This is a genomic window from Roseicyclus sp. (genome assembly GCF_052168335.1).
Taxonomy (GTDB): domain Bacteria; phylum Pseudomonadota; class Alphaproteobacteria; order Rhodobacterales; family Rhodobacteraceae; genus Roseibacterium.
The window spans coordinates 1-18,567 of sequence record NZ_JBQLZP010000090.1 but is presented as its reverse complement, the minus strand read 5'-3'; the positions used below and the strand labels follow the sequence as shown (position 1 = coordinate 18,567).

Below are 18,567 nucleotides of genomic sequence, written 5' to 3'. Positions count from 1 at the left end.
GATGGACACGTCGTGCCCGTGACTCTCGCGCAAGCCCGCGCCGGTGATGCGGCGCGCCTCGACGCGGGGCGGAACCGCGCGGTGCAGGCCCGCGGCGTCGGCCTCGACCGCCTCGCCGCCGCCGTTGGTGACGACGACGCGCCGCGCGCCCGCGGAATGGAGCGCGCGGGCGCCGTCCTCGGCCGTGGCGCAGGGGAGGCCCGCGATAAGCGCCGCCTCCTCGCGGTTGACGTAGAGCGTGGCGCGCGGATGGGCGAGGAGGGGACGCAGCCGCTCGGCCTTGCCGGGGCTCGCGGGCACGAGCCTCAGGTCCGCCTCCGCGAAGACGGGGCTTTCGGCGATCGCGGCCAGCAGGCCCTCGGTCAGGTTGCCGTCGATGGCGATGGCGCCGCGCCAGGGGGCCTCGCCGCTTCCCAGCCGCCCGTCCGAAAGCGGCGCAAGGATGCGCGCGCCCGCGGCCTCGAGCGAATGGGCGTCGGCGACGGCGGCCACCAGTTCCCCCGCCGCCTCGATCGCCATGTAGCGGTCCGTCGGCAGGTCGCGGTCGACGAGGACGTGCTCGGTCACGAGGCCCATGCGCCCGCATTCTGCCAGAAGGTCGCGCCCCTCGGGATCGTCGCCCACAACGGTGAGGAGCGCCGGGGTCAGGTCGAAGCGGCGGAGCGTCATCGCGATGTTGAGCGCGACGCCGCCCGGCAGGCGCTCGATCCGCCCCGGCCGGTCGTTGCCGGGCGCCATGGGCACGGGGCAGCGCCCGATCACGTCCCAGAGGACGGAGCCGATGCAGAGGATGTCGGGTGGCGCGCTCATGCGCACAGCCCTAGCCGCAGCGCGCGCCCGCGTCCATCCGGGACCGCGAAAGGGGCAGGGGGCTTGCCAATCCCCGGAAAACCCCCTAACTGCGCGCTCACTTCACAGGCGGAGGCGGGCTTTCGGGGGAGACATCCCCGTTCGGTCCACCGGTTGAGGGGCGACCCTCTGAACCTCCGCCGAGGCGCGAAACCGGAAAGGAATGGACATGGCGCTCCCCGATTTCTCCTTGCGTCAGCTTCTCGAGGCTGGCGTTCACTTCGGTCACCAGACGCAGCGCTGGAACCCGCGGATGGCTCCGTACATCTACGGCGACCGCAACGGCATCCACATCATCGACCTGACGCAGACGGTCGAGCTGCTCGACCAGGCGCTCAACGTCATCCGCGAGACGGTGGCCAAGGGCGGCCGCATCCTCTTCGTCGGCACCAAGCGCCAGGCGCAGAAGCCGATCGCGGACGCCGCCGAGCGCTGCGCGCAGTACTACATGAACCACCGCTGGCTCGGTGGCACGCTGACCAACTGGAAGACCGTGTCGAACTCGATCGCGCGTCTGAAGGAGATCGACCAGCGCTTCGCGGAGGGCCTCGAGGGCCTGACCAAGAAGGAGCGCCTCGGCATGGAGCGTGACCAGCAGAAGCTGCAGGCCTCGCTCGGCGGCATCCGCGAGATGGGCGGCCTGCCGGACCTCCTGTTCGTCATCGACGTGAACAAGGAGGACCTCGCCATCCTCGAGGCCCGCAAGCTCGGCATCCCGGTCGTGGCGGTGGTCGACACCAACTGCTCGCCCGACGGCGTGGACTACATCATCCCCGGCAACGACGACGCGGCGCGCGCCATCGCGCTCTACTGCGACCTCGTCAGCCGCGCGGCGCTCGACGGCATGTCGGCGCAGATGGCGACCGCGGGCGTCGACATCGGCGCCTTCGAGACCCTCCCCGAGGAGGAGGCGCTCGCCGACGAGGGCGAGCCGGTGGCCGAGACCGCGGACGAGGACGCCGACGCCTGACCGGGCGCGGACGGACCGTCACGGACATGACATGCGGGCCGGGGTATCACCCGGCCCGGAAGAGTTGAGGACCGGGACCGCTCCCGGCACTTGCATTCGGAGCCGGGTGTCGTCCCGGCAAGGGCAAGACCAATCAGGAGACCGACCATGGCGATTACCGCTGCAATGGTGAAGGAACTGCGCGAGTCGACCGGCGCAGGCATGATGGACGCCAAGAAGGCGCTGACCGAGACCGACGGCGACATGGACGCCGCCGTCGACTGGCTGCGCACCAAGGGCCTCGCGAAGGCCGCGAAGAAGTCGGGCCGCACCGCCGCCGAGGGCCTCGTGGCCGTCGCGGCCGAGGGCGGCACCGCCGTCGCCGTCGAGGTGAACTCCGAGACCGACTTCGTCGCCAAGAACGCCGAGTTCCAGGGCATGGTGTCGAAGATCGCGACCGCGGCGCTCGGCGCCGACGACCTCATGGCGTTGAAGACCACCAAGATCGACGGCAAGGAAGTCGAGACGATCGTCACCGACGCCATCGCCAAGATCGGCGAGAACATGACGCTGCGCCGCATGGCCAAGCTGACGGGCGAGAGCGTCGTCTCCTACGTCCACAACGCCGCAGCGCCCGGCATGGGCAAGATCGGCGTTCTCGTGGCCTTCACCGGCGCGGACGAGGGCTTCGCCCGCCAGGTCGCGATGCATGTCGCCGCCGTGAACCCCGCCGCGCTCGACGAGGGCGACGTGGACCCGGCGATGGTCGAGAAGGAGCGGTCGGTCCAGATGGACATCGCCCGCGAGAGCGGCAAGCCCGAGGCGGTCATCGAGAAGATGATCGAGGGCCGGATGAAGAAGTACCTGGCCGAGGTGACGCTCCTGAACCAGCAGTTCGTGGTGAACCCCGACCTGACGGTGGGCGCCGCCGCCAAGGAGGCCGGCGTCTCCATCACCGGCTTCGTCCGGCTCGAGGTCGGCGAGGGCATCGAGGTCCTGAAGGAGGACTTCGCCGCCGAGGTCGCCAAGGCCGTCAAGGGCTGAGGTCACGGGACACGGCGTCCGCGCATCGCGCGGACCGGGCGCGGGGCAGGGAGGTCTGCCCCGCGTTTTTCGTTCTGCGGGGGAAAGCGAGAGAGTGGTGGGCGGCGCCGTGCAGGGACGTGACGACGCCGCCCTGACCGCGACACGGGTGAACAGGGGACAATCCGTATCGGTCGGTCGAAACGGCGACGCGAGCGGTGAAATCACATCCGTCGCGCCGCCAACCCACCCAGAAGACCGGGTGCGGACGTCGGTGCGGCGATCTATTGCGCCCCTCGGCCCGATGTTCCTGGCAACAATTGCCATCACTCGCCGAACAGCCTCACCTTGCGTCAGGATGAGGCTTTCGAGAAGTCGGGATTTCCTTACCGGACGATAAAAGACACCGAATCTAGCGTCCCTGCAACACTGCGCCCGCCAGATGTGGGCTCGGGCGTTCGGGCGACGCCCGGCGGTCGAGACGGAAAATCTGGTTCAGTATCGAGGCCTTGCGCACCGCCTGGGCGGTCGTTTCGACGCCGAGCGCGTCGCGCGCGCCGCGCAGATGCTTTTCCACCGTCGCGACGTTGCGCCCGAGCAGAAGGGCGATGTCCTGCATCGTCTTGCCGTCGGCCACGAGCTCCAGCACCTCGGCCTGACGCTCGGTCAACAGGCGCTGCTGACCCGTCGCCGGCAGTTGCAGGATGCACAGGTGCGCGACGTGGTTGATGATCTCGATCTCCTCGCCATGCCGGGCCCAGATCGCGTCGGCGTCGTCCTGCGTCAGTCCGCGCCGCACGGCCATGCCGATCCCGGCATTGGCGTTCTTGATCGCCATGGGAAAGCTGATCGTGTAACCCGCGAGGATGCCGTGACGCTCGTTCAGTTCGCGCATGGCGCGCTCGCCGCGGGTCGGGGCTTCGACCGCCATATGTTCGTAGACGGCCCGCCAACTCGCCGCGCCCGTGTTGCGGATCGCCCACCGCATCATCACGCCGTCGCGGAACATGCCGCCGCCCACATAGGCCTCGATGTAGTCCGTGGGCATGTTGGTGAGGACGAGCGCATCCTTCGGGTTGTCGTAGAGACCCGCTCCGCGGAAGGCGTTGAAGGCGTAGAACAGCCGGTCGAACCCGAAATCGGCCATGACGCGGGTGTGGTGCGCCCAGAGATCGTCCACGTTGTCCATGGCGAGGTAGGGCTTGAGGCGCTTCACGTCGATGCCCTCGCGAGGATGCCCGCCATCGCCCGGAGCGCCAGGAGATAGCTGTCGGGGCCGAAGCCCTGGATGACGCCGACGCAGACCGGCGCGATCAGCGAGACATGGCGGAAGCTCTCGCGCGCATGGGTGTTCGAGAGATGCAGCTCGATCGCCTTGAGGCCCGTCGCCGAGATCGCGTCGCGGAGCGCGACGGAGGTGTGGGTATAGGCGCCGGCGTTGATGATGACGCCGTCATGGACCGTTCTCGCGGCGTGCAGCGCATCGACGAGGGCGCCTTCGTGGTTCGACTGCACGAAGGCGATGTCGTGGCCCAGTTCCGCGCCGAGCGCGCGGCACATGGCCTCGATCTCCGCCAGCGTGGTGCTGCCGTAGATGCCGGGCTCACGGGTCCCGAGCAGGTTCAGGTTGGGCCCGTTGAGGACGAGTATGCTCATGATGCGTTAACCCTCTGCGCGCGAAGTATATTGACTGCACCGTCAAGTGAAAGGGAAGAAGTCGTCCGGCACACCGTTGCCGGTGAGCCATGTTTTGAGTCGTGAAAGCATTGGCTTGGGGCGCTCGCTTCATGCGCCGGTCGTGCCGGGGTCATCCGCGGGGGCGTCCGTTCCGGGGCATTCGTGATTAACATAATCATGATTATGGGCGAAACGGATGTGCGGCGTCCTGTGCTCACGCCTCGGGAAACAGCACGCTGAAGGTGCTGCCGCGCCCCTTCTCGCTGGCGATCCGCAACCGCCCCCGGTGCCGGTTGACGATGTGCTTCACGATGGCAAGCCCGAGGCCCGTGCCGCCCATGGCGCGCGAACGGTGCGTGTCCACGCGGTAGAAGCGTTCGGTCAGCCGCGGAATGTGCTGGGCGTCGATGCCGTCGCCACGGTCGATGACATCCACGCGGATGACCGGACCCTTGAGGCTGGCGCTGCCCTCCTCGCGCAGTATCCGGACCGTCACCGGCTTGTTGGGCCCGCCGTATTTCAGCGCGTTCTCCGTCAGGTTCAGGAAGACCTGCATGAGCTGGTCGCGGTCGCCGTGGATCAGCGCGCGCAGCCGGTCGTCGTCCGGCCGGGCCAGGCCGTCTCGGAGGAGTTCGACCGTGTTGCCGTTCTCCTCCGCCGCCGGTCGCATCGCGGCGATCACGCCGTCGAGGACCGCGCCGAGGTCCACGATGTCGGAGGGGCGCATCCGCTCGGCCGCCTCGACCCGGCTGAGCGACAGGAGGTCCGAGACGAGACGGTTCATCCGCCGCGCCTCGTCCTCCATGATGGAGAGGAACCGGTCGCGCGCCGCCGCGTCCTCCTTCGCCGGGCCGCGCAGCGTCTCGATGAAACCCAGAACGGCCGTCAGCGGCGTGCGCAGCTCGTGGCTGACGTTCGCCACGAAGTCGCGCCGCATCTCCTCGGCCTCGCGCAGGTGCGTGATGTCGGTGAAGTGCAGCAGGATCGGCCAGCGCGCGCCGGATGTGCGATCCCGGCCGCCCTGCTCCGGGAGGACCGAGATGCGGACCCGGAACTGGATGCCCCCGGCGCTGTCGGCGAGCTCGAAGCGGGCCTCGCCCGCCTGCCCCTCGGCCTGCACGGCTTCGATCCGGCCCAGAAGACCCGGCTGGCGCAGCACCGCCGCATAGCTGCGTCCGAGAATCCACTCGCCGAGCAGCGCCCGCGCGGCAGCGTTCGTCGCCTGGATCGTCCCCTGCCCGTCGATGTGCAGCATCGGCTCGGGAACGGCCTCCATCACTGTGGTCAACTGGCTTTCGGTCATCGCTGTCCCGCCCGAGCATCGCGCAGCGATGGTCTGGCGCAAATCGCGCAATCTGACAACGCTTCTGACGCCGCCCCTTGCGCCAACCGTGCGACGTTAAGGAATTGTTTCACCGACAATCTTTTATTGCGTGGGAAATGGGATTTGCTACTATCGCGGCGAGGCGGGCGGCACGGCGCGCCCTTCTTCCCGGGCTTGCGATGCGTCGCCCAGCCGGGAAACGACCACCTGCCGGGTAATCAGGGCTGAACCATGATGGACGGCCGCGACAAGAAGCTGACAGGGACCGAAGGCGATCCCGTCCCCGGGGACGCGCGTTCGCGGACCGTGCTCGCGGTCGCGCTGGCGCCTGCGGCGCTGGACCTGCTGCCGCGCAACGTGCTCGAGCCCCGCTCCTACATCGCGCGCGTGACCTACGAGGAACTCGATTCGATCCGCTTCAGCGGTCCCGACGCCCCTGCCCTCGTGCTGTCGCCGCTGCTGACGCCGGTATTCGACGCCATCGACCTGGCCCGCTATCTCAGCCAGCGCGGCTATCGCGGGCGGTATCTCGCGCTCGTGGACCGGCTTCCCTCGGCCAATCTCATCCGCCGCGAGGTCGAGGCGCAGTCGCCCGACCTCAACTTCGACGTGGTGGTGCTCGATGGCTCGTCCCCGCTCCATTCGCTCTGAGGCGCTTGTTGCAGCGCTTCTCTGCGTTCTGGCCTCGCCCGTTGCGGCACAGAGCCTCCTCGACCGGGTCCAGGGCCTCTACTACCCGCCCGGACAGGGCACATGGGATTGCGCCACGCTCGGCATGGACGGCGGCGCGGTCGGCATCGTCGGGCAGACGCTGCAAGGGGTCGAGAACGCCTGCGACCTGACCAACCCCTTCCCGATCCCGGGCATGGACGCGATGGCCTTCGACCTCTCCTGCACCGGCGAGGGCATGACCTTCGACGGCGGGCGCGTGATCCTCGTGCCGCTCGTGGACGGTCTCGGCCTCGTGCGGGACGGCTCGGTCGTGACCTGGGCGCGCTGCCCCTGAGGCTCAGACGGCCGCGAGCGCCTGGTCGAAGTCGGCCTTCAGAAGCTCGATCTCCTCGATCCCCACGGAGACGCGGAAGAACCCGTCCGAGATGCCGAGCGCCGCGCGCCCCTCGGGCGTCAGCGCCCGGTGCGAGGACGACGCCGGGTGGCTCAGCGTCGTGCCCACGTCGCCGAGCGTCGGCGCGAAGGGCAGCTGGGGCGCCGCCATCACCATCCGGTTGGCCGCCGCGCCGTCGCCCGCGATCTCGAAGCTGACCATGTTGCCCGTCCGTCCGCCGAGCAGCGCCTTGACGCGCGCGCGGTCGGGGTGGTCGTCGCGGCCCGGGTAGAGCACGCGCGCGATCTTGGGATGGCCGGCGAGGTGATCGGCCAGCATCGCGGCGTTCGCCTCCGCCCGGTCGTAACGCAGCGGGAAGGTGTAGAGCCCGCGCTCGGCCAGCCAGCACTCGTAGGGCGAGGGCGTGAAGCCCACCGTCACGGAGAAATCGTAGATCTTCCGCGCGACCGTCGCATCCTTCGCCGCGACCCAGCCGAGCGTCACGTCGGAATGCCCGGCGAGGAGCTTCGTCACCGAGTGGATGACGATGTCCGCACCGTGCTCGAGGGGCCGCCAGGCGCGCGGCGTGGTGAAGGTGTTGTCGACGGCGAGGAGCACGCCCGCCTCCTTCGCGACGCGCGCGATCCCCTCCATGTCGGCCACGCGCAGCGTCGGGTTCGAGACGACCTCGACGAGGATCATCTTCGTCTCGGGCCGGATCGCGGCGCGGAAGGCCCCGGTGTCGGTCGGGTCGGCGAGGCTCGTCGCGATGCCGAAGCGCGCGAGGTCCTGGTGCATGAGGCGCAGCGACCTGCCATAGAGCTGGCTGCCCCCGATGACATGGTCCCCTGCCCCCAGCACGCCCATAAGCGCGGCGGTCACGGCCGCCATGCCCGAGCCGAGCACGATGCCGCCTTCCGCGCCCTCCATCGCGTCGATCTTCTCGGCCAGGAGCGTCGCGTTCGGGTGCCCTTCCCGGGCGTAGGTGTAACCCTTCTCGCGGCCCTCGTACTGGGCATGCAGCATGTCGATCGAGGGCGAGGCATAGACGACGGAGGGTTGGATCGGCGTCACGACCGGCCGGCTGACCCCCTCGGCCAGCGCACGGCGGCGCACGAGGGTTTCGGGGATATCGTTGCGGCGGTCGGTCATGGTTGCTGTCCTTCTTGTCCCTGGGCGCCGTGGTAGCAGAGCGCTTGGCGGCGTCAATCGGGCCGATATTTCCACTTCCGTTAATTAACGATTGTGCGAAATACGGAATCGGCGCAGGATGAACCCATGACCGATCTGCACAGCACCTTCGCCGCCCTCTCCGACCCGACGCGCCTGTCCCTCGTCGAGAAGCTTCTGACGCAGGGCGAACTGCCCGCCGGCGCGCTGGCCGAAGGCGTCGAGGTCTCGGCCCCCGCCGTCTCGCGCCACCTGAAGGTCCTGCGCGCGGCGGGGCTGATCGTGCAGCGGGTGCAGGGCACGCACCGCTACTATTCCGCCCGCCCCGAGGCGCTGCGCGCGATCCACGGCTGGACGATGGAACACCGCGCCTTCTGGGCGGGGAGCCTCGACCGCCTCGACACGCTTCTGGCACTCGATCCCGAAGGAGACGCGCCATGACCACGACGACGACCGAGACCGCCGACATCGAGTTCGTGCGGGACTATCCCGTGGCTCTCACTCGCCTCTGGCGCGCCGTGACCGAGCCGGTCCAGCTCATCCAGTGGTTCGGGCCCGAGGGCGTCTATCTCGAGGACTGCGCCATGGACCTTGCGCGCACCGGCCCCTGGTTCTGCGTGATGACCGGCAAGGAGAGCGGCAATTCCATGAAGGTCTCGGGCCATGTCACCCATGTGCGTCCGCCCGAGGACGGACGGGGATCGGTCGGCTTCACCTGGGCCTGGCACGACCCCGACGGCGCGCGGGGCCCCGAAAGCCATGTCACCTTCACCGTGGAGGAGACCGCCACCGGCACGCGCCTGACGCTCCACCACCGCGAACTGCCGGGGCTCGAGGCGGCGCAGGAGCACACGCGCGGCTGGACCTCGACGCTGCGCAAGCTCGACACGTTCCTCGACACGTCGCTCCGCCCCCACGAGCGGCCCGACGCCCGAGTTTCGGACGCCTGAGTTTCACCAGAGCCAAGGGAGGGCGCCATGCCCAGATACCTCTACATCTACCACGCCGAAGCGGGGTTCACGCCCCCCGCCACCGAGGAGGAAGGCCAGGCCGCCATGGCCGCCTGGGGCGCCTGGATGGGCGGCATCGGTCCGGCCCTCGTCGATCCGGGCGAGCCGGTCGGCAAGTCGATGCGGGTCGACGCGAACGGGGTCAGCGCGGGCGTCGAGAACCCGGCCTTCGGCTGGTCCATCGTCGAGGCCGAGAGCCTCGAGGCCGCCTGCACCATGGCGAAGGGCAACCCGATGGTCGCGGATGGCGGCCATGTCGAGGTGGCCGAGATCGTGCCGATGGAGATGTGAGAACAGGGGCGGCGCGGCTTCAGGGCCGCACCGTCCCCTGCCCCGTCACGAGATACTTGAACGAGGTGAGCTGTTCCGCCCCCACGGGGCCCCGTGCATGCAGCTTGCCGGTCGCGATGCCGATCTCCGCCCCCATCCCGAACTCGCCCCCGTCGGCGAACTGGGTCGAGGCGTTGCGCATCAGGATCGCCGAATCGAGCCGCTCGAAGAACCGCGCCGCCGCCGCGTCGTCCTCGGTCAGGATGCTCTCCGTGTGCGAGGAGCCGTGACGCCGGATATGGGCGATGGCCGCGTCGATGTCGTCGACGACCCGCGCGGCGAGGATCATGTCCAGGAACTCGCGGCCCCAGTCCTCGGCCGTGGCGGGCACGACGCCCTCGATCTTCTGCAAGAACTCGTCGCCCCTGACTTCGACGCCCGCGTCGATCAGCGCGCGCACGACGCCCTGCCCGATCGTGTCGAGCACCTCGCGGTGGATCAGCAGGCACTCCGCCGCGCCGCAGATGCCGGTCCGCCGCGTCTTGGCGTTGAGCGTGACCTTCAGCGCCACCTCGGGGTCGGCCGCCTTGTCGATGTAGACGTGACAGATCCCTTCCAGATGCGCGAAGACCGGCACCCGCGCCTCGGCCTGAACGAGCCCGACGAGGCCCTTGCCGCCCCTCGGCACGATCACGTCCACGAACTCCGTCATGGTCAGGAGCGCGCGCACCGCCGCCCGGTCGCGCGTGGGGACGAGTTGCACCGCGTCCTCGGGCAGGTTGGCGGCGCGCAGCCCCGCCTTCAGGCAGTCCACCAGCGCACCCGAGGAATGGAAGCTCTCCGACCCGCCGCGCAGGATCACGGCGTTCCCCGACTTCAGGCACAGGGCGCCCGCGTCCGCCGTGACGTTCGGGCGGCTCTCGTAGATCACGCCGATGACGCCGAGCGGCGTGCGCACGCGGCGGATGTGCAGGCCCGAGGGCATGTCCCACTCCGCCATGACGGCGCCCACGGGGTCCTGCTGCGCGGCGACGGCGCGCAGGCCCGCGACGATCCCGTCGATCCGCCTGCCGTCGAGCATCAGCCGGTCGAGCATGGCGGGCGAGAGGCCCTTCTCCCTGCCGAACGCCATGTCCTTCGCGTTGGCGGCGACGATGGCCTCCTTGCGGGCGAGGACCGCCTCCGCCGCGACCTCGAGCGCGTGGCGCTTGGCCTCGGGCGTCGCATAGGCAAGCTCGGCCGCGGCGTCCCTCGCCGCCGCGCCGATGGCGCGCATCATGCTTGCGATGTCGGTCGTCTCGTCCATGGCAGCCTCCGTGTCCCGCGCGGGATAGGCGATCGTCCCGCCCCTGTCCACTCAGTCGCGCGGCGCCTCGACCCGGTCGGTCAGCGTGTAGTCCCGCGAGATGGCGAAGACGTGGATTTCCTCCGCCCCCGCCTCCCGCGCAGCCTCGGCCAGCGCCTGCGCCGCCGCGCCCGTCGCGGCCTCGGCCACGGTCAGGAAGCGTCCCGGCCGCGTGACGCTCTCGTAGGCGCGGCCTTCGAGCGGTTCGGTGCCGGCGAAGGTCAGCACATAGCGTCCCTCCCCCTCCGGCCGGGTCACGGCGCCGCCGACGCGGATGCGGTAGTCCTCGAAATGCACCTTGCGCCCGGCCGACTGGCTCGCCCGGTGCGTCGCGTCGCGCCGCCAGCCGAGGAGTGCCGCCTCGTCCGCCCAGTGCTGGTGGGACAGGAGCGCGTCGGGGTCGTCGAGCGGGCGGAACCGCTCGAGGTAGAGGAGGCCCGCGTGCCCCGCGAGGATCGGCTTCAGCCGGTCCACATGCTCGAAGTAATGGACCATGTGGCCGGGCTTCGGCCGCACGTCGAAGAAGAGCCCCAGCATCCCCGCCTCCCTCAGAGCGCCATGTCGTCCCGGTGCACCAGCGCCGCGCGCCCCGGATAGCCCAGGATCGCCCCGATCTCGTCCGAGCGGTGGCCCGCGATGGCGCGCGTCTCGGCCGCGTCGTAGCGCGAGAGCCCGAGGCCGAGCGCGCCGCCGTCCGGCCCCTCCAGCATCACCGGGTCGCCGCGCTTGAAGGCGCCCGTCACCGCCGTGACGCCCGCGGGCAGCAGCGACTTGCCCCGCCCGAGCGCCGCCACCGCCCCCGCGTCGAGCCTCAGCGTGCCGCGCGGCTTCATCGCCGAGATCCAGCGCTTGCGCGCCGCCTGCGGGTCGAGCGTCGCGGTGAACCAGGTCGTGCGCGCGCCCTGCTCCAGCGCGGTCAGCGGGTGCATCGTCTCGCCCTTCGCGATGGCCATGGCGCAGCCCGCCGCCGTGGCGGTGCGCGCGGCCATCACCTTGGTCTTCATGCCGCCCTTCGACAGGCCGGACCCGGCGTCACCCGCCATCGCCTCGATCTCGGGCGTGATCGCCTCGATCACCGGCAGATGCCTGGCGGATGGGTCGAGCCTCGGGTTCGCGGTGTAGAGGCCGTCGACGTCCGACAGGAGCACGCAGACATCGGCCGCCGCCATCGCCGCCACCTGCGCGGCCAGCCGGTCGTTGTCGCCGTAGCGGATCTCGTCCGTGGCGATGGTGTCGTTCTCGTTCACGATGGGCACCGCGCCCCGCGCCAGCAGCGCCGCCATCGTCGCCCGCGTGTTGAGATAGCGCCGCCGGTCGCCCGAATCGTCCAGCGTCAGCAGGATCTGCGCGGCGGTGATGCCGTGGGGGGCGAGCGCCTCCTCGTAGGCGCGGGCGAGGCGGATCTGGCCGACAGCGGCCGCCGCCTGCGCCTCGTCGAGCGAGAGCGCCCCCTGCCCCAGCCCAAGCACGCCGCGCCCGAGCGCGATGGAGCCCGACGAGACGAGGATCACGTCCGTACCCCGCGCCTTGATCCGCGCCACGTCCGCGACCATCGAGGCGAGCCAGTCCGACCGCAGCGCGCCGGTCTCCCGGTCGACCAGCAGCGCCGAGCCGATCTTGACGACGAGGCGCCGCGCCTCGGCCAGCGCGGGCGGACGGGTGGGCGTCAGGGTCTCCACGGCCCCGCCTCCCCCTCCTCGCGCCGGGTGCGCAGGCGGCCCGCGTCGATCCGCTGGCGGAGCGCGCGCAGCACCTCGGGCAGGCCGGTGCCCGACACGCCCGACATGGTCAGCACCTTGCCGCCCGACGCCTCCTCGAGCGCGGCGCGCTTCTCGGCGATCTCCTCGTCGGCCAGGGCGTCGATCTTGTTCAGCGCGGTGATGCGCGGCTTCTTGTCGAGGCCCGCGCCGTAGGCCTCGAGCTCTCCGATGATCGTCTCGTAATCGGCCACCACGTCCTCGGACGTGCCATCGACGAGATGCAGAAGGACCGCGCAGCGCTCGACATGGCCGAGGAACATGTCGCCGAGGCCCCTGCCCTCGTGCGCGCCCTCGATGAGGCCCGGGATGTCGGCCACGACGAATTCCACGCCGTCGATGCCGACGACACCGAGGTTCGGCACCAGCGTGGTGAAGGGATAGTCCGCGATCTTCGGCCGCGCGTTCGAGGTCGCGGCGAGGAAGGTGGACTTGCCCGCGTTGGGCAGGCCGAGGAGGCCCGCGTCGGCGATCAGCTTCAGCCTCAGCCAGATCGTGCGCTCGATCCCCGGCTGGCCCGCGTTCGCGCGGCGCGGGGCCTGGTTCGTCGAGGTCTTGAAGTGGAGGTTGCCGAAGCCGCCGTTTCCGCCCCTGGCCAGCAGCACCCGCTCGCCCGCCCTGGCGAGATCGGCGATCACGGTCTCCTCGTCCTCCTCGAGGATCTCGGTTCCCGCGGGCACGCGCAGCACGATGTCGTCGCCGTCCTTGCCCGAGCGCTGGCGGCCCATGCCGGGCTGGCCGTTCTTGGCGAAGAAGTGCTGCTGGTAGCGGAAGTCGATGAGCGTGTTGAGCCCGTCCACGGCCTCGGCCCAGACGTCGCCGCCGCTGCCGCCATCGCCGCCGTCGGGGCCGCCGTATTCCACGAACTTCTCGCGCCGGAAGCTGACGGCCCCGCCGCCGCCCGAGCCCGAGCGGATGTAGACCTTGGCGAGATCGAGAAACTTCATGGACTCCACCCGGACCGGCCCCGAGAGGCGCGTCCTGCATTCTGGCAAGGAAAACCCGCGGGCCGAGGCCCCGGACGTCAGACCCTTACCCCAAACGCTTGAGGTAAGTCCATGTCGGCACCTTCGCGCCCCGTGCGACCGAGAAGGCCTCGGCGTCGCCCAGGTATTCGAAGCCGGCATTCGTCAGCACCCGCGCCGAGCCCGGGTTGTCCTGGAAGACGCTGCCGAAAATGGTCTTGTTGCCCAGGGGGTTGGCGGCCACCATCGCGTTCACCGCCTCGGAGGCGAAGCCGGTGTTCCAGAGCGCGGGCGCGACCCAGTAGCCGATCTCGGACTGGTTGCGGTCCATCCGCTTGAGCGAGACGACCCCGAGCACCTCGGACCCGCCGAAATCCGTGGCGTCCATGGCCCAGACGGCTTCGTCGCTCTCGGGGCGCATCGCCTGCGCGATGAAGGCCTCGATCGTGCCGGGCGGCAGAGGATGGGGGATGGTCGTCGTCATCTCGGCCACGCGCTTGTCCGAGGCGTAGAGCGCCATCAGCCCGGCATCCGACGGACGCAGCGGACGCAGCACCATGCGCGGCGCCTCGATCACCGGCTGGGGGACGATGGTTTCCTGCTTCATGGGTCTGGTCCTCCTCCGAACCAACCGCCTGTTCTTCAACTGGGCATGGCGCCCGCGTCGCACAAGAGCATGTCGAAAATGCGAAAAGGGCCGGCTCTTTTGCCGGCCCCTCGTGGAAACTTCCCCTGAGATCGCGGCGCTACTCGGCGGCCTCCGCCGACGGGAGGACCGAAATGTAGGTGCGGCCCTTGAAGCCCTGGGCGAAGGACACCCGGCCCTCGGACACGGCGAAGATCGTGTGATCCTTGCCCATGTCGACGCCCGCGCCCGGCCACCACTTGGTGCCGCGCTGGCGCACGATGATGTTGCCCGGGATCACGGCCTCGCCGCCGAACTTCTTCACGCCCAGGCGCCGGCCCGCGCTGTCGCGGCCGTTGCGGGAGCTACCACCTGCCTTCTTGTGTGCCATGTCGTCTCTCCTCAGCCTTCAGCGAGCTTCTTGGCCTGTTCGATCCAGCCTTCGCGCTCGATCCGGCCCTTGAAGTTCAGTTTCTCGTCGAACGCGGCAACGTCCGCGTCGGTCCATGCGGCGATCTGGGCGAAGGACGTGACGCCCGCCTCATGGAGCTTCTTCTCCAGCGCGGGGCCCACGCCCGAGAGCTGCTTGAGATCGTCGCCGCCCGCGGGCGCCGCGGCCTTCGCGGGCGCCTCGGCCTTCTTCTCGGCCTTGGCGGGCTTCGCGGCGGGGGCCGATGCGACGGCGGCGGGCGCCGAGCCCGCACCCATGGCGGCCTTCACGCCGGACTTGTCCGCGCCCGAGGGCAGGATCTCGGTGATCTGCACCAGCGTCAGCTTCTGACGGTGGCCCTTCTTGCGCTGCGACGAGTGCTTGCGGCGGCGCTTGACGTAGTGGATGAGCTTCTCGCCCTTCACCTGGTCGACCACGAGGGCCTGCACCGCGGCGCCCGACACCAGCGGGCTGCCCACGACGGGCGCGTCGCCGCCCAGCATCAGCACTTCGTTGAACTGCACGGTCTCGCCCGCGTCGGCCGCGAGCTTCTCGATCCGCAGGCGGTCGCCGGGCTGCACCCGGTACTGCTTTCCGCCGGTCTTCATCACCGCGAACATGCGCGTGTCCTTCTTGTCTCCCGCGCCCTGTGGCCCCGGTCTCCCGGCGTTCCTGGGGAGGATGCGATCCGTCCCGCCTCGGGCAGCGCGCCCCGTCGGGGGCGGTTGTCAGCGATTCACCCGGTGCCGCACGGGGCAGCGCCGGGAAGAGGCCGCCAGATGCCTCACAAGCGCCCCGCTGTCAAGGGCCGCGGGGCCCTTCGCGCTCAGGCGTCCTCGCCCGCGATGAAGCGCGCGGCGGCGACGCCGAGATCGTAGCTCAGCCGCTCGAAGACCGCGTCGAAGGCCCGGAAAAGCGCGGCGTTCAGCGCCTGCCCCGCCGCCGTCTCGGAAAACGCGGTATAGGCCTCGATGTCGCCGTCCGCGAGGCCCGAATAGGCCGAGAGCTGGAACGAATAGAGCCACTCGATCGTATCGTGGCGCAGCTGCGGCTCCTGCCCCCAGACCTCGGACAGCATCAGCTCCTCCGGCATGTCGACCGCGAAGGCCTCGCCGTCGGCGAGCCCGCGGTAGAAGGCGAAGTTCGAGTTGAGCGCGCCCTGCACGTTCCGCTCGACGAGGTCGTTGGCCTCGATGAACCCGGTCAGGAGGTCGACGCGCGGGTCCGCCGAGGCGACGGCCTCGCGGAAGGCGGCGTTCGCGGCTTCCTCCGTCGCGGGGTCGAGGAAGGCGCGGCGCCCCGCGATCTCGGCCGCCGCAATGCTGCGTCCGGGCTCGGCCTCGAAGAAGCGCGTCACCTGCGCGACCTCCTCCGCCGTCATGTCGCCGAAGGGAAACGCCTCCTCGAAAAGCGCGGTCATGCGGTCGGCGCTCTGCAGGCGGCTCGCCTCGGCGGCCCAGGCGGCACCGCCGTCGCCCGGGAACATCTCGTCCTCGAGCGTCAGCGCCGCGGCCTCACCCTCGGCCGCCATGATCCCGAGCACGTCGTAGACGCCGAGCGTCTCGAGCATGCGCGCCACCTCGGGCGCACGCTCGGAGAGGGGAGCCTCCTGCGCTTCGGCGCGAAGGGTCAGGCCGGCGGCGAGCAGCGCGGCGAGAGGAAGGGCGAGCGAAAGCATGCGCAACATGGGAACTCCGATATGCGGCGGGGCCTTGCGCCAACATGGCGTCGGCGCGCGGGTTTTTCCAGCGCGGGGCGGACGCCTCGGCGGTCGGATGCCGGGAACGTGAGCCCGGAACGCCCGGCGCGCGTCTCCGCCCACCGGATGACAGCGCCCTCTTGCGCGCACCCGGACCATTCGCTACATCGCGCCCTCACATGGCCACCATGCCTGCGGAGAGGTGCCGGAGTGGTCGAACGGGGCGGTCTCGAAAACCGTTGTGGGCGCAAGTCCACCCAGGGTTCGAATCCCTGTCTCTCCGCCACTTTCCGACCCCGGTCGGAACCTGTTTTCCCAGTCCCGTCGGATCAGGACGCGCAGCCCACGGGCTGACGGCGGTCACGGGTTCCGCCGTTGGCGCGGTTGAGGGCGTGCGCGGGTGCTTCGGCGGCCCTCTTCGCTCCATTCTTCGCGGCTGATGCCCCATCCCGCGTGCTGCCCGGTTGCTATAATAGGTAAATGCCTATATGTGATTCGAGCCGCCACATGCAGGAAAAGATGACCCAGGTATCGCAGAACCAGGACCCGTTCCGGGCCATCGCCGACCCGAACCGTCGGCGGATGCTGGACCTGATGCTGACCGAGGAGCGCACCGTGGGCTTTCTCGCGGACAAGCTCGGCATCGCGCAGCCCTCGGTCTCGCAGCACATGCAGGTGCTGCGCCTCGCGGGCCTCGTGGACGCGCGGGCGGAGGGGCGGCGCACCTACTACGGCGTGCGCGCCGCCGAGCTGCGCGAGGTCGCGGACTGGCTTTCGAAATACGAGGCGTTCTGGACGGGCAGGCTCGACGCGCTCGAAGCCCACCTGTCGCGCATGAAGACCTGAGGGACAGCGATGAAGGACATCGAGATCACCCGCACCCTGCCCTTCCCGCGCGAGATGGTCTGGCATGCCCTGACCGACAGCGTGCAGCTTTCCGCGTGGCTCATGCCGAACGACATCCGCCCCAAGGTCGGGCATTGCTTCACCTTCCGCACGAAGCCCGCGCCGGGCTTCGACGGGACGGTGCATTGCGAGGTGCTGGAGCTGTCGCCGCCCGCGCGGCTGGTCGTCAGCTGGCGGGGCGGGCCGCTCGACACGCGGGTGAGCTTCGATCTGGAGGAGGCGCCGGAGGGCACGCGCCTGACCCTGCGCCACGCGGGCTTCGCGGGGCTTTCCAACGTCATCCCGCGCATCGCGCTCGGCTTCGGGTGGCGCGACCTCCTCGGCAAGAAGCTGCCCTTGCATCTCGCCTCCCCCCGGACGGCGTGAGGCGCGACCATGGCCCTCAGTCCCGCCGAGATGGACGCCGCCGTCCTCGCCAACCTCGCGGGGAAGACCGGGCGGACCCCCGACGACTGGATCGGACTCCTCGACGGTGCGGGGCCGTTCGAGAAGCCCGCTGCCGCCGTGACCTGGCTGAAGACCACGCATGGCCTCGGCCATGTCACGGCGCAGATCATCGTCCGCAAGTGGCGGGAGCGCGACACGGATGCCTCCGAGGGCGACCCGGTGGCGGCGGTCCTCGGCACACGCGGCGCGGCCCTGCTGCGCGACCTCCACGCCGTGCTGGCGGCCGACCGGCCGGAGGTGCGGCTCATGCCGCGCAAGGCTTATGTGGGCCTCGGTGCGCCGGTGCAGTTCGCCGTCGCCGCGCGTCCCCGGCACTCCGGCGCCGTTCTGGTGCTCGCCCTCGTCGGGCAGGACACGTCCCGCCACCCGCTCCCGCCCGCGCCGCGCCTCGGCGGCAGCGACCGCTTCCGGCTCCTGCTCGAGGTCGGGCAGGACGACGACATGGGGGGCGTCCTCGCCCATCTGCGCGCCGCCGCGGGGCTGTAGCCCCGCCCTTGCGAAGGCGCGCGATCCGCGCCAGTCATGCGCCATGACCGAGCATGACCGTTCCGCCGCCGTCGCGCGCGCCCGCGACATGGCCGCCGCCGAGCCCTTCCGGGAAGGGCTCGCACGGCTCATCGCCTTCCCGACCGATGCGACGGCCCCCGACGCGGCCACCGTCCTTCCGGCCTATCTCGACCACGTCGGGGCCGAGCTCGCCCGCGACGGCTTCGCCCTGACGCGCGTGGAGGCCGAGGGCCGGCCCTTCCTCATCGCGCGGCGCATCGAGGGCGAGGGCCTGCCGACGGTGCTCGGCTATTCCCACGGCGACACGGTGCCGGGCATGGCGGGGCGCTGGCGCGAGGGGCGCGATCCCTGGCGGCTCACCGACGCGCCCGACGAAGGGTGCCTCTACGGGCGCGGCATCGCCGACAACAAGGGCCAGTTCTGGGTCAACCTCACCGCCATGCGGGCCGTCGTCGCCACGCGCGGTCGGCTCGGGTTCAACGCCGTCTGGCTGATCGAGATGGGCGAGGAGATCGGCTCGCCCGGCCTCGCGGAGATCTGCGCCGCGCGGGGCGACCTGCTGTCCGCCG

At 70.4% G+C, this 18,567-nt stretch carries 24 protein-coding genes and 1 tRNA gene; 12 read left to right on the top strand and 13 right to left on the bottom strand.

Annotation, left to right across the window (positions count from 1 at the left end):
* The coding region (locus tag ACTS11_RS02995; RefSeq protein WP_442638861.1) for a PfkB family carbohydrate kinase at positions 1-810 on the bottom strand (810 nt) is incomplete at its 3' end.
* Between the two features lie 202 nt (positions 811-1,012).
* On the opposite strand from ACTS11_RS02995, the gene rpsB reads away from it, so the two are divergent.
* Positions 1,013-1,819, top strand: a complete 807-nt coding sequence (gene rpsB / locus ACTS11_RS02990; protein ID WP_442638860.1) for a 30S ribosomal protein S2 — start codon at positions 1,013-1,015, stop codon at positions 1,817-1,819.
* Between the two features lie 147 nt (positions 1,820-1,966).
* On the top strand, positions 1,967-2,842 hold the full coding sequence (gene tsf, locus ACTS11_RS02985; RefSeq protein WP_442638859.1) for a translation elongation factor Ts: 876 nt from the start codon (positions 1,967-1,969) through the stop codon (positions 2,840-2,842).
* A 391-nt stretch (positions 2,843-3,233) separates the two neighbouring features.
* Here tsf and ACTS11_RS02980 read toward each other — a convergent pair whose 3' ends face one another.
* The 3 genes from ACTS11_RS02980 to ACTS11_RS02970 form a co-directional block, all read right to left on the bottom strand.
* Entirely contained in the window at positions 3,234-4,037 is an 804-nt protein-coding gene (locus ACTS11_RS02980) for a LuxR family transcriptional regulator (protein WP_442638858.1), read from the bottom strand.
* Positions 4,034-4,477: a type II 3-dehydroquinate dehydratase gene (gene aroQ / locus ACTS11_RS02975; protein WP_442638857.1), complete on the bottom strand. Its 444-nt coding sequence runs from the start codon at positions 4,475-4,477 to the stop codon at positions 4,034-4,036. The genes ACTS11_RS02980 and aroQ overlap by 4 nt, the downstream gene beginning before the upstream one ends.
* 235 nt (positions 4,478-4,712) lie before the next feature.
* Positions 4,713-5,801, bottom strand: coding sequence for an ATP-binding protein (locus ACTS11_RS02970; RefSeq protein WP_442638856.1), 1,089 nt, complete (start codon positions 5,799-5,801; stop codon positions 4,713-4,715).
* 252 nt (positions 5,802-6,053) lie between these two features.
* On the opposite strand from ACTS11_RS02970, the gene ACTS11_RS02965 reads away from it, so the two are divergent.
* Positions 6,054-6,473, top strand: coding sequence for a hypothetical protein (locus ACTS11_RS02965; protein ID WP_442638855.1), 420 nt, complete (start codon positions 6,054-6,056; stop codon positions 6,471-6,473).
* Positions 6,445-6,828 carry a hypothetical protein gene (locus tag ACTS11_RS02960; protein WP_442638854.1) on the top strand — a complete coding sequence of 128 codons (384 nt, stop codon included), beginning with the start codon at positions 6,445-6,447 and terminating at the stop codon, positions 6,826-6,828. The genes ACTS11_RS02965 and ACTS11_RS02960 overlap by 29 nt, the downstream gene beginning before the upstream one ends.
* 3 nt (positions 6,829-6,831) lie before the next feature.
* Here the strand turns inward: ACTS11_RS02960 and ACTS11_RS02955 are convergent, their stop codons facing one another.
* Entirely contained in the window at positions 6,832-8,019 is a 1,188-nt protein-coding gene (locus ACTS11_RS02955; RefSeq protein ID WP_442638853.1) for a trans-sulfuration enzyme family protein, read from the bottom strand.
* 126 nt (positions 8,020-8,145) lie between these two features.
* On the opposite strand from ACTS11_RS02955, the gene ACTS11_RS02950 reads away from it, so the two are divergent.
* Genes ACTS11_RS02950 through ACTS11_RS02940 form a run of 3 tightly spaced genes read left to right on the top strand, consistent with a single transcriptional unit; the run spans position 8,146 to position 9,338 of the window.
* Positions 8,146-8,478: an ArsR/SmtB family transcription factor gene (locus ACTS11_RS02950; RefSeq protein ID WP_442638852.1), complete on the top strand. Its 333-nt coding sequence runs from the start codon at positions 8,146-8,148 to the stop codon at positions 8,476-8,478.
* Positions 8,475-8,987: an SRPBCC family protein gene (locus tag ACTS11_RS02945; protein WP_442638851.1), complete on the top strand. Its 513-nt coding sequence runs from the start codon at positions 8,475-8,477 to the stop codon at positions 8,985-8,987. The genes ACTS11_RS02950 and ACTS11_RS02945 overlap by 4 nt, the downstream gene beginning before the upstream one ends.
* Before the next feature lie 27 nt (positions 8,988-9,014).
* Entirely contained in the window at positions 9,015-9,338 is a 324-nt protein-coding gene (locus ACTS11_RS02940) for a hypothetical protein (RefSeq protein WP_442638850.1), read from the top strand.
* Between the two features lie 19 nt (positions 9,339-9,357).
* On the opposite strand, the gene ACTS11_RS02935 is transcribed toward ACTS11_RS02940, so the two are convergent.
* From ACTS11_RS02935 to ACTS11_RS02900, 8 genes are all read right to left on the bottom strand, one after another.
* A complete protein-coding gene (locus ACTS11_RS02935) occupies positions 9,358-10,623 on the bottom strand; it encodes a glutamate-5-semialdehyde dehydrogenase (protein ID WP_442638849.1) in 1,266 nt (421 codons plus the stop codon).
* Between the two features lie 51 nt (positions 10,624-10,674).
* Positions 10,675-11,199 carry an antibiotic biosynthesis monooxygenase family protein gene (locus ACTS11_RS02930; RefSeq protein WP_442638848.1) on the bottom strand — a complete coding sequence of 175 codons (525 nt, stop codon included), beginning with the start codon at positions 11,197-11,199 and terminating at the stop codon, positions 10,675-10,677.
* A gap of 11 nt (positions 11,200-11,210) precedes the next feature.
* Complete coding sequence (gene proB, locus ACTS11_RS02925; protein WP_442638847.1) at positions 11,211-12,341, bottom strand: glutamate 5-kinase; 1,131 nt, start codon at positions 12,339-12,341, stop codon at positions 11,211-11,213.
* Positions 12,329-13,366, bottom strand: a complete 1,038-nt coding sequence (gene obgE, locus ACTS11_RS02920) for a GTPase ObgE (protein WP_442638846.1) — start codon at positions 13,364-13,366, stop codon at positions 12,329-12,331. Before obgE ends, proB begins: the two co-directional genes overlap by 13 nt.
* A gap of 85 nt (positions 13,367-13,451) precedes the next feature.
* The gene (locus ACTS11_RS02915) at positions 13,452-13,991 is read right to left on the bottom strand and encodes a GNAT family N-acetyltransferase (protein WP_442638845.1); all 540 of its coding nucleotides are present in this window, start codon (positions 13,989-13,991) and stop codon (positions 13,452-13,454) included.
* A gap of 139 nt (positions 13,992-14,130) precedes the next feature.
* A complete protein-coding gene (rpmA, locus tag ACTS11_RS02910; protein ID WP_442638844.1) occupies positions 14,131-14,400 on the bottom strand; it encodes a 50S ribosomal protein L27 in 270 nt (89 codons plus the stop codon).
* 11 nt (positions 14,401-14,411) lie between these two features.
* A complete protein-coding gene (locus ACTS11_RS02905) occupies positions 14,412-15,059 on the bottom strand; it encodes a 50S ribosomal protein L21 (protein WP_442638843.1) in 648 nt (215 codons plus the stop codon).
* A 206-nt stretch (positions 15,060-15,265) separates the two neighbouring features.
* Positions 15,266-16,126 (bottom strand): hypothetical protein, encoded by an 861-nt coding sequence (locus ACTS11_RS02900; RefSeq protein ID WP_442638842.1) that lies wholly within the window; start codon positions 16,124-16,126, stop codon positions 15,266-15,268.
* Positions 16,127-16,334: 208 nt separating this feature from the next.
* Here ACTS11_RS02900 and ACTS11_RS02895 point away from each other — a divergent pair.
* From ACTS11_RS02895 to ACTS11_RS02875, 5 genes are all read left to right on the top strand, one after another.
* Positions 16,335-16,424: transfer RNA gene (locus ACTS11_RS02895), tRNA-Ser, on the top strand.
* A gap of 233 nt (positions 16,425-16,657) precedes the next feature.
* Positions 16,658-16,984, top strand: coding sequence for an ArsR/SmtB family transcription factor (locus tag ACTS11_RS02890; protein WP_442638841.1), 327 nt, complete (start codon positions 16,658-16,660; stop codon positions 16,982-16,984).
* Between the two features lie 9 nt (positions 16,985-16,993).
* Positions 16,994-17,410 (top strand): SRPBCC family protein, encoded by a 417-nt coding sequence (locus ACTS11_RS02885; RefSeq protein WP_442638840.1) that lies wholly within the window; start codon positions 16,994-16,996, stop codon positions 17,408-17,410.
* A gap of 9 nt (positions 17,411-17,419) precedes the next feature.
* The gene (locus ACTS11_RS02880) at positions 17,420-17,977 is read left to right on the top strand and encodes a DUF4287 domain-containing protein (RefSeq protein ID WP_442638839.1); all 558 of its coding nucleotides are present in this window, start codon (positions 17,420-17,422) and stop codon (positions 17,975-17,977) included.
* Positions 17,978-18,020: 43 nt separating this feature from the next.
* Positions 18,021-18,567 (top strand): M20/M25/M40 family metallo-hydrolase (locus tag ACTS11_RS02875; RefSeq protein WP_442638838.1); only part of this gene is annotated, 547 nt, incomplete at its 3' end.

What these genes read in the sequence shown, in the direction of transcription:
- rpsB (WP_442638860.1), top strand. Translation starts at nt 1,013, where the DNA reads ATGGACATGGCGCTCCCCGATTTCTCCTTGCGTCAGCTTCTCGAGGCT.
- tsf (WP_442638859.1), top strand. Translation starts at nt 1,967, where the DNA reads ATGGCGATTACCGCTGCAATGGTGAAGGAACTGCGCGAGTCGACCGGC.
- aroQ (WP_442638857.1), bottom strand. Translation starts at nt 4,477, where the DNA reads ATGAGCATACTCGTCCTCAACGGGCCCAACCTGAACCTGCTCGGGACC.
- ACTS11_RS02970 (WP_442638856.1), bottom strand. Translation starts at nt 5,801, where the DNA reads ATGACCGAAAGCCAGTTGACCACAGTGATGGAGGCCGTTCCCGAGCCG.
- ACTS11_RS02965 (WP_442638855.1), top strand. Translation starts at nt 6,054, where the DNA reads ATGATGGACGGCCGCGACAAGAAGCTGACAGGGACCGAAGGCGATCCC.
- ACTS11_RS02960 (WP_442638854.1), top strand. Translation starts at nt 6,445, where the DNA reads ATGGCTCGTCCCCGCTCCATTCGCTCTGAGGCGCTTGTTGCAGCGCTT.
- ACTS11_RS02955 (WP_442638853.1), bottom strand. Translation starts at nt 8,019, where the DNA reads ATGACCGACCGCCGCAACGATATCCCCGAAACCCTCGTGCGCCGCCGT.
- ACTS11_RS02950 (WP_442638852.1), top strand. Translation starts at nt 8,146, where the DNA reads ATGACCGATCTGCACAGCACCTTCGCCGCCCTCTCCGACCCGACGCGC.
- ACTS11_RS02945 (WP_442638851.1), top strand. Translation starts at nt 8,475, where the DNA reads ATGACCACGACGACGACCGAGACCGCCGACATCGAGTTCGTGCGGGAC.
- ACTS11_RS02940 (WP_442638850.1), top strand. Translation starts at nt 9,015, where the DNA reads ATGCCCAGATACCTCTACATCTACCACGCCGAAGCGGGGTTCACGCCC.
- ACTS11_RS02935 (WP_442638849.1), bottom strand. Translation starts at nt 10,623, where the DNA reads ATGGACGAGACGACCGACATCGCAAGCATGATGCGCGCCATCGGCGCG.
- ACTS11_RS02930 (WP_442638848.1), bottom strand. Translation starts at nt 11,199, where the DNA reads ATGCTGGGGCTCTTCTTCGACGTGCGGCCGAAGCCCGGCCACATGGTC.
- obgE (WP_442638846.1), bottom strand. Translation starts at nt 13,366, where the DNA reads ATGAAGTTTCTCGATCTCGCCAAGGTCTACATCCGCTCGGGCTCGGGC.
- ACTS11_RS02915 (WP_442638845.1), bottom strand. Translation starts at nt 13,991, where the DNA reads ATGAAGCAGGAAACCATCGTCCCCCAGCCGGTGATCGAGGCGCCGCGC.
- rpmA (WP_442638844.1), bottom strand. Translation starts at nt 14,400, where the DNA reads ATGGCACACAAGAAGGCAGGTGGTAGCTCCCGCAACGGCCGCGACAGC.
- ACTS11_RS02905 (WP_442638843.1), bottom strand. Translation starts at nt 15,059, where the DNA reads ATGTTCGCGGTGATGAAGACCGGCGGAAAGCAGTACCGGGTGCAGCCC.
- ACTS11_RS02900 (WP_442638842.1), bottom strand. Translation starts at nt 16,126, where the DNA reads ATGTTGCGCATGCTTTCGCTCGCCCTTCCTCTCGCCGCGCTGCTCGCC.
- ACTS11_RS02890 (WP_442638841.1), top strand. Translation starts at nt 16,658, where the DNA reads ATGACCCAGGTATCGCAGAACCAGGACCCGTTCCGGGCCATCGCCGAC.
- ACTS11_RS02885 (WP_442638840.1), top strand. Translation starts at nt 16,994, where the DNA reads ATGAAGGACATCGAGATCACCCGCACCCTGCCCTTCCCGCGCGAGATG.
- ACTS11_RS02880 (WP_442638839.1), top strand. Translation starts at nt 17,420, where the DNA reads ATGGCCCTCAGTCCCGCCGAGATGGACGCCGCCGTCCTCGCCAACCTC.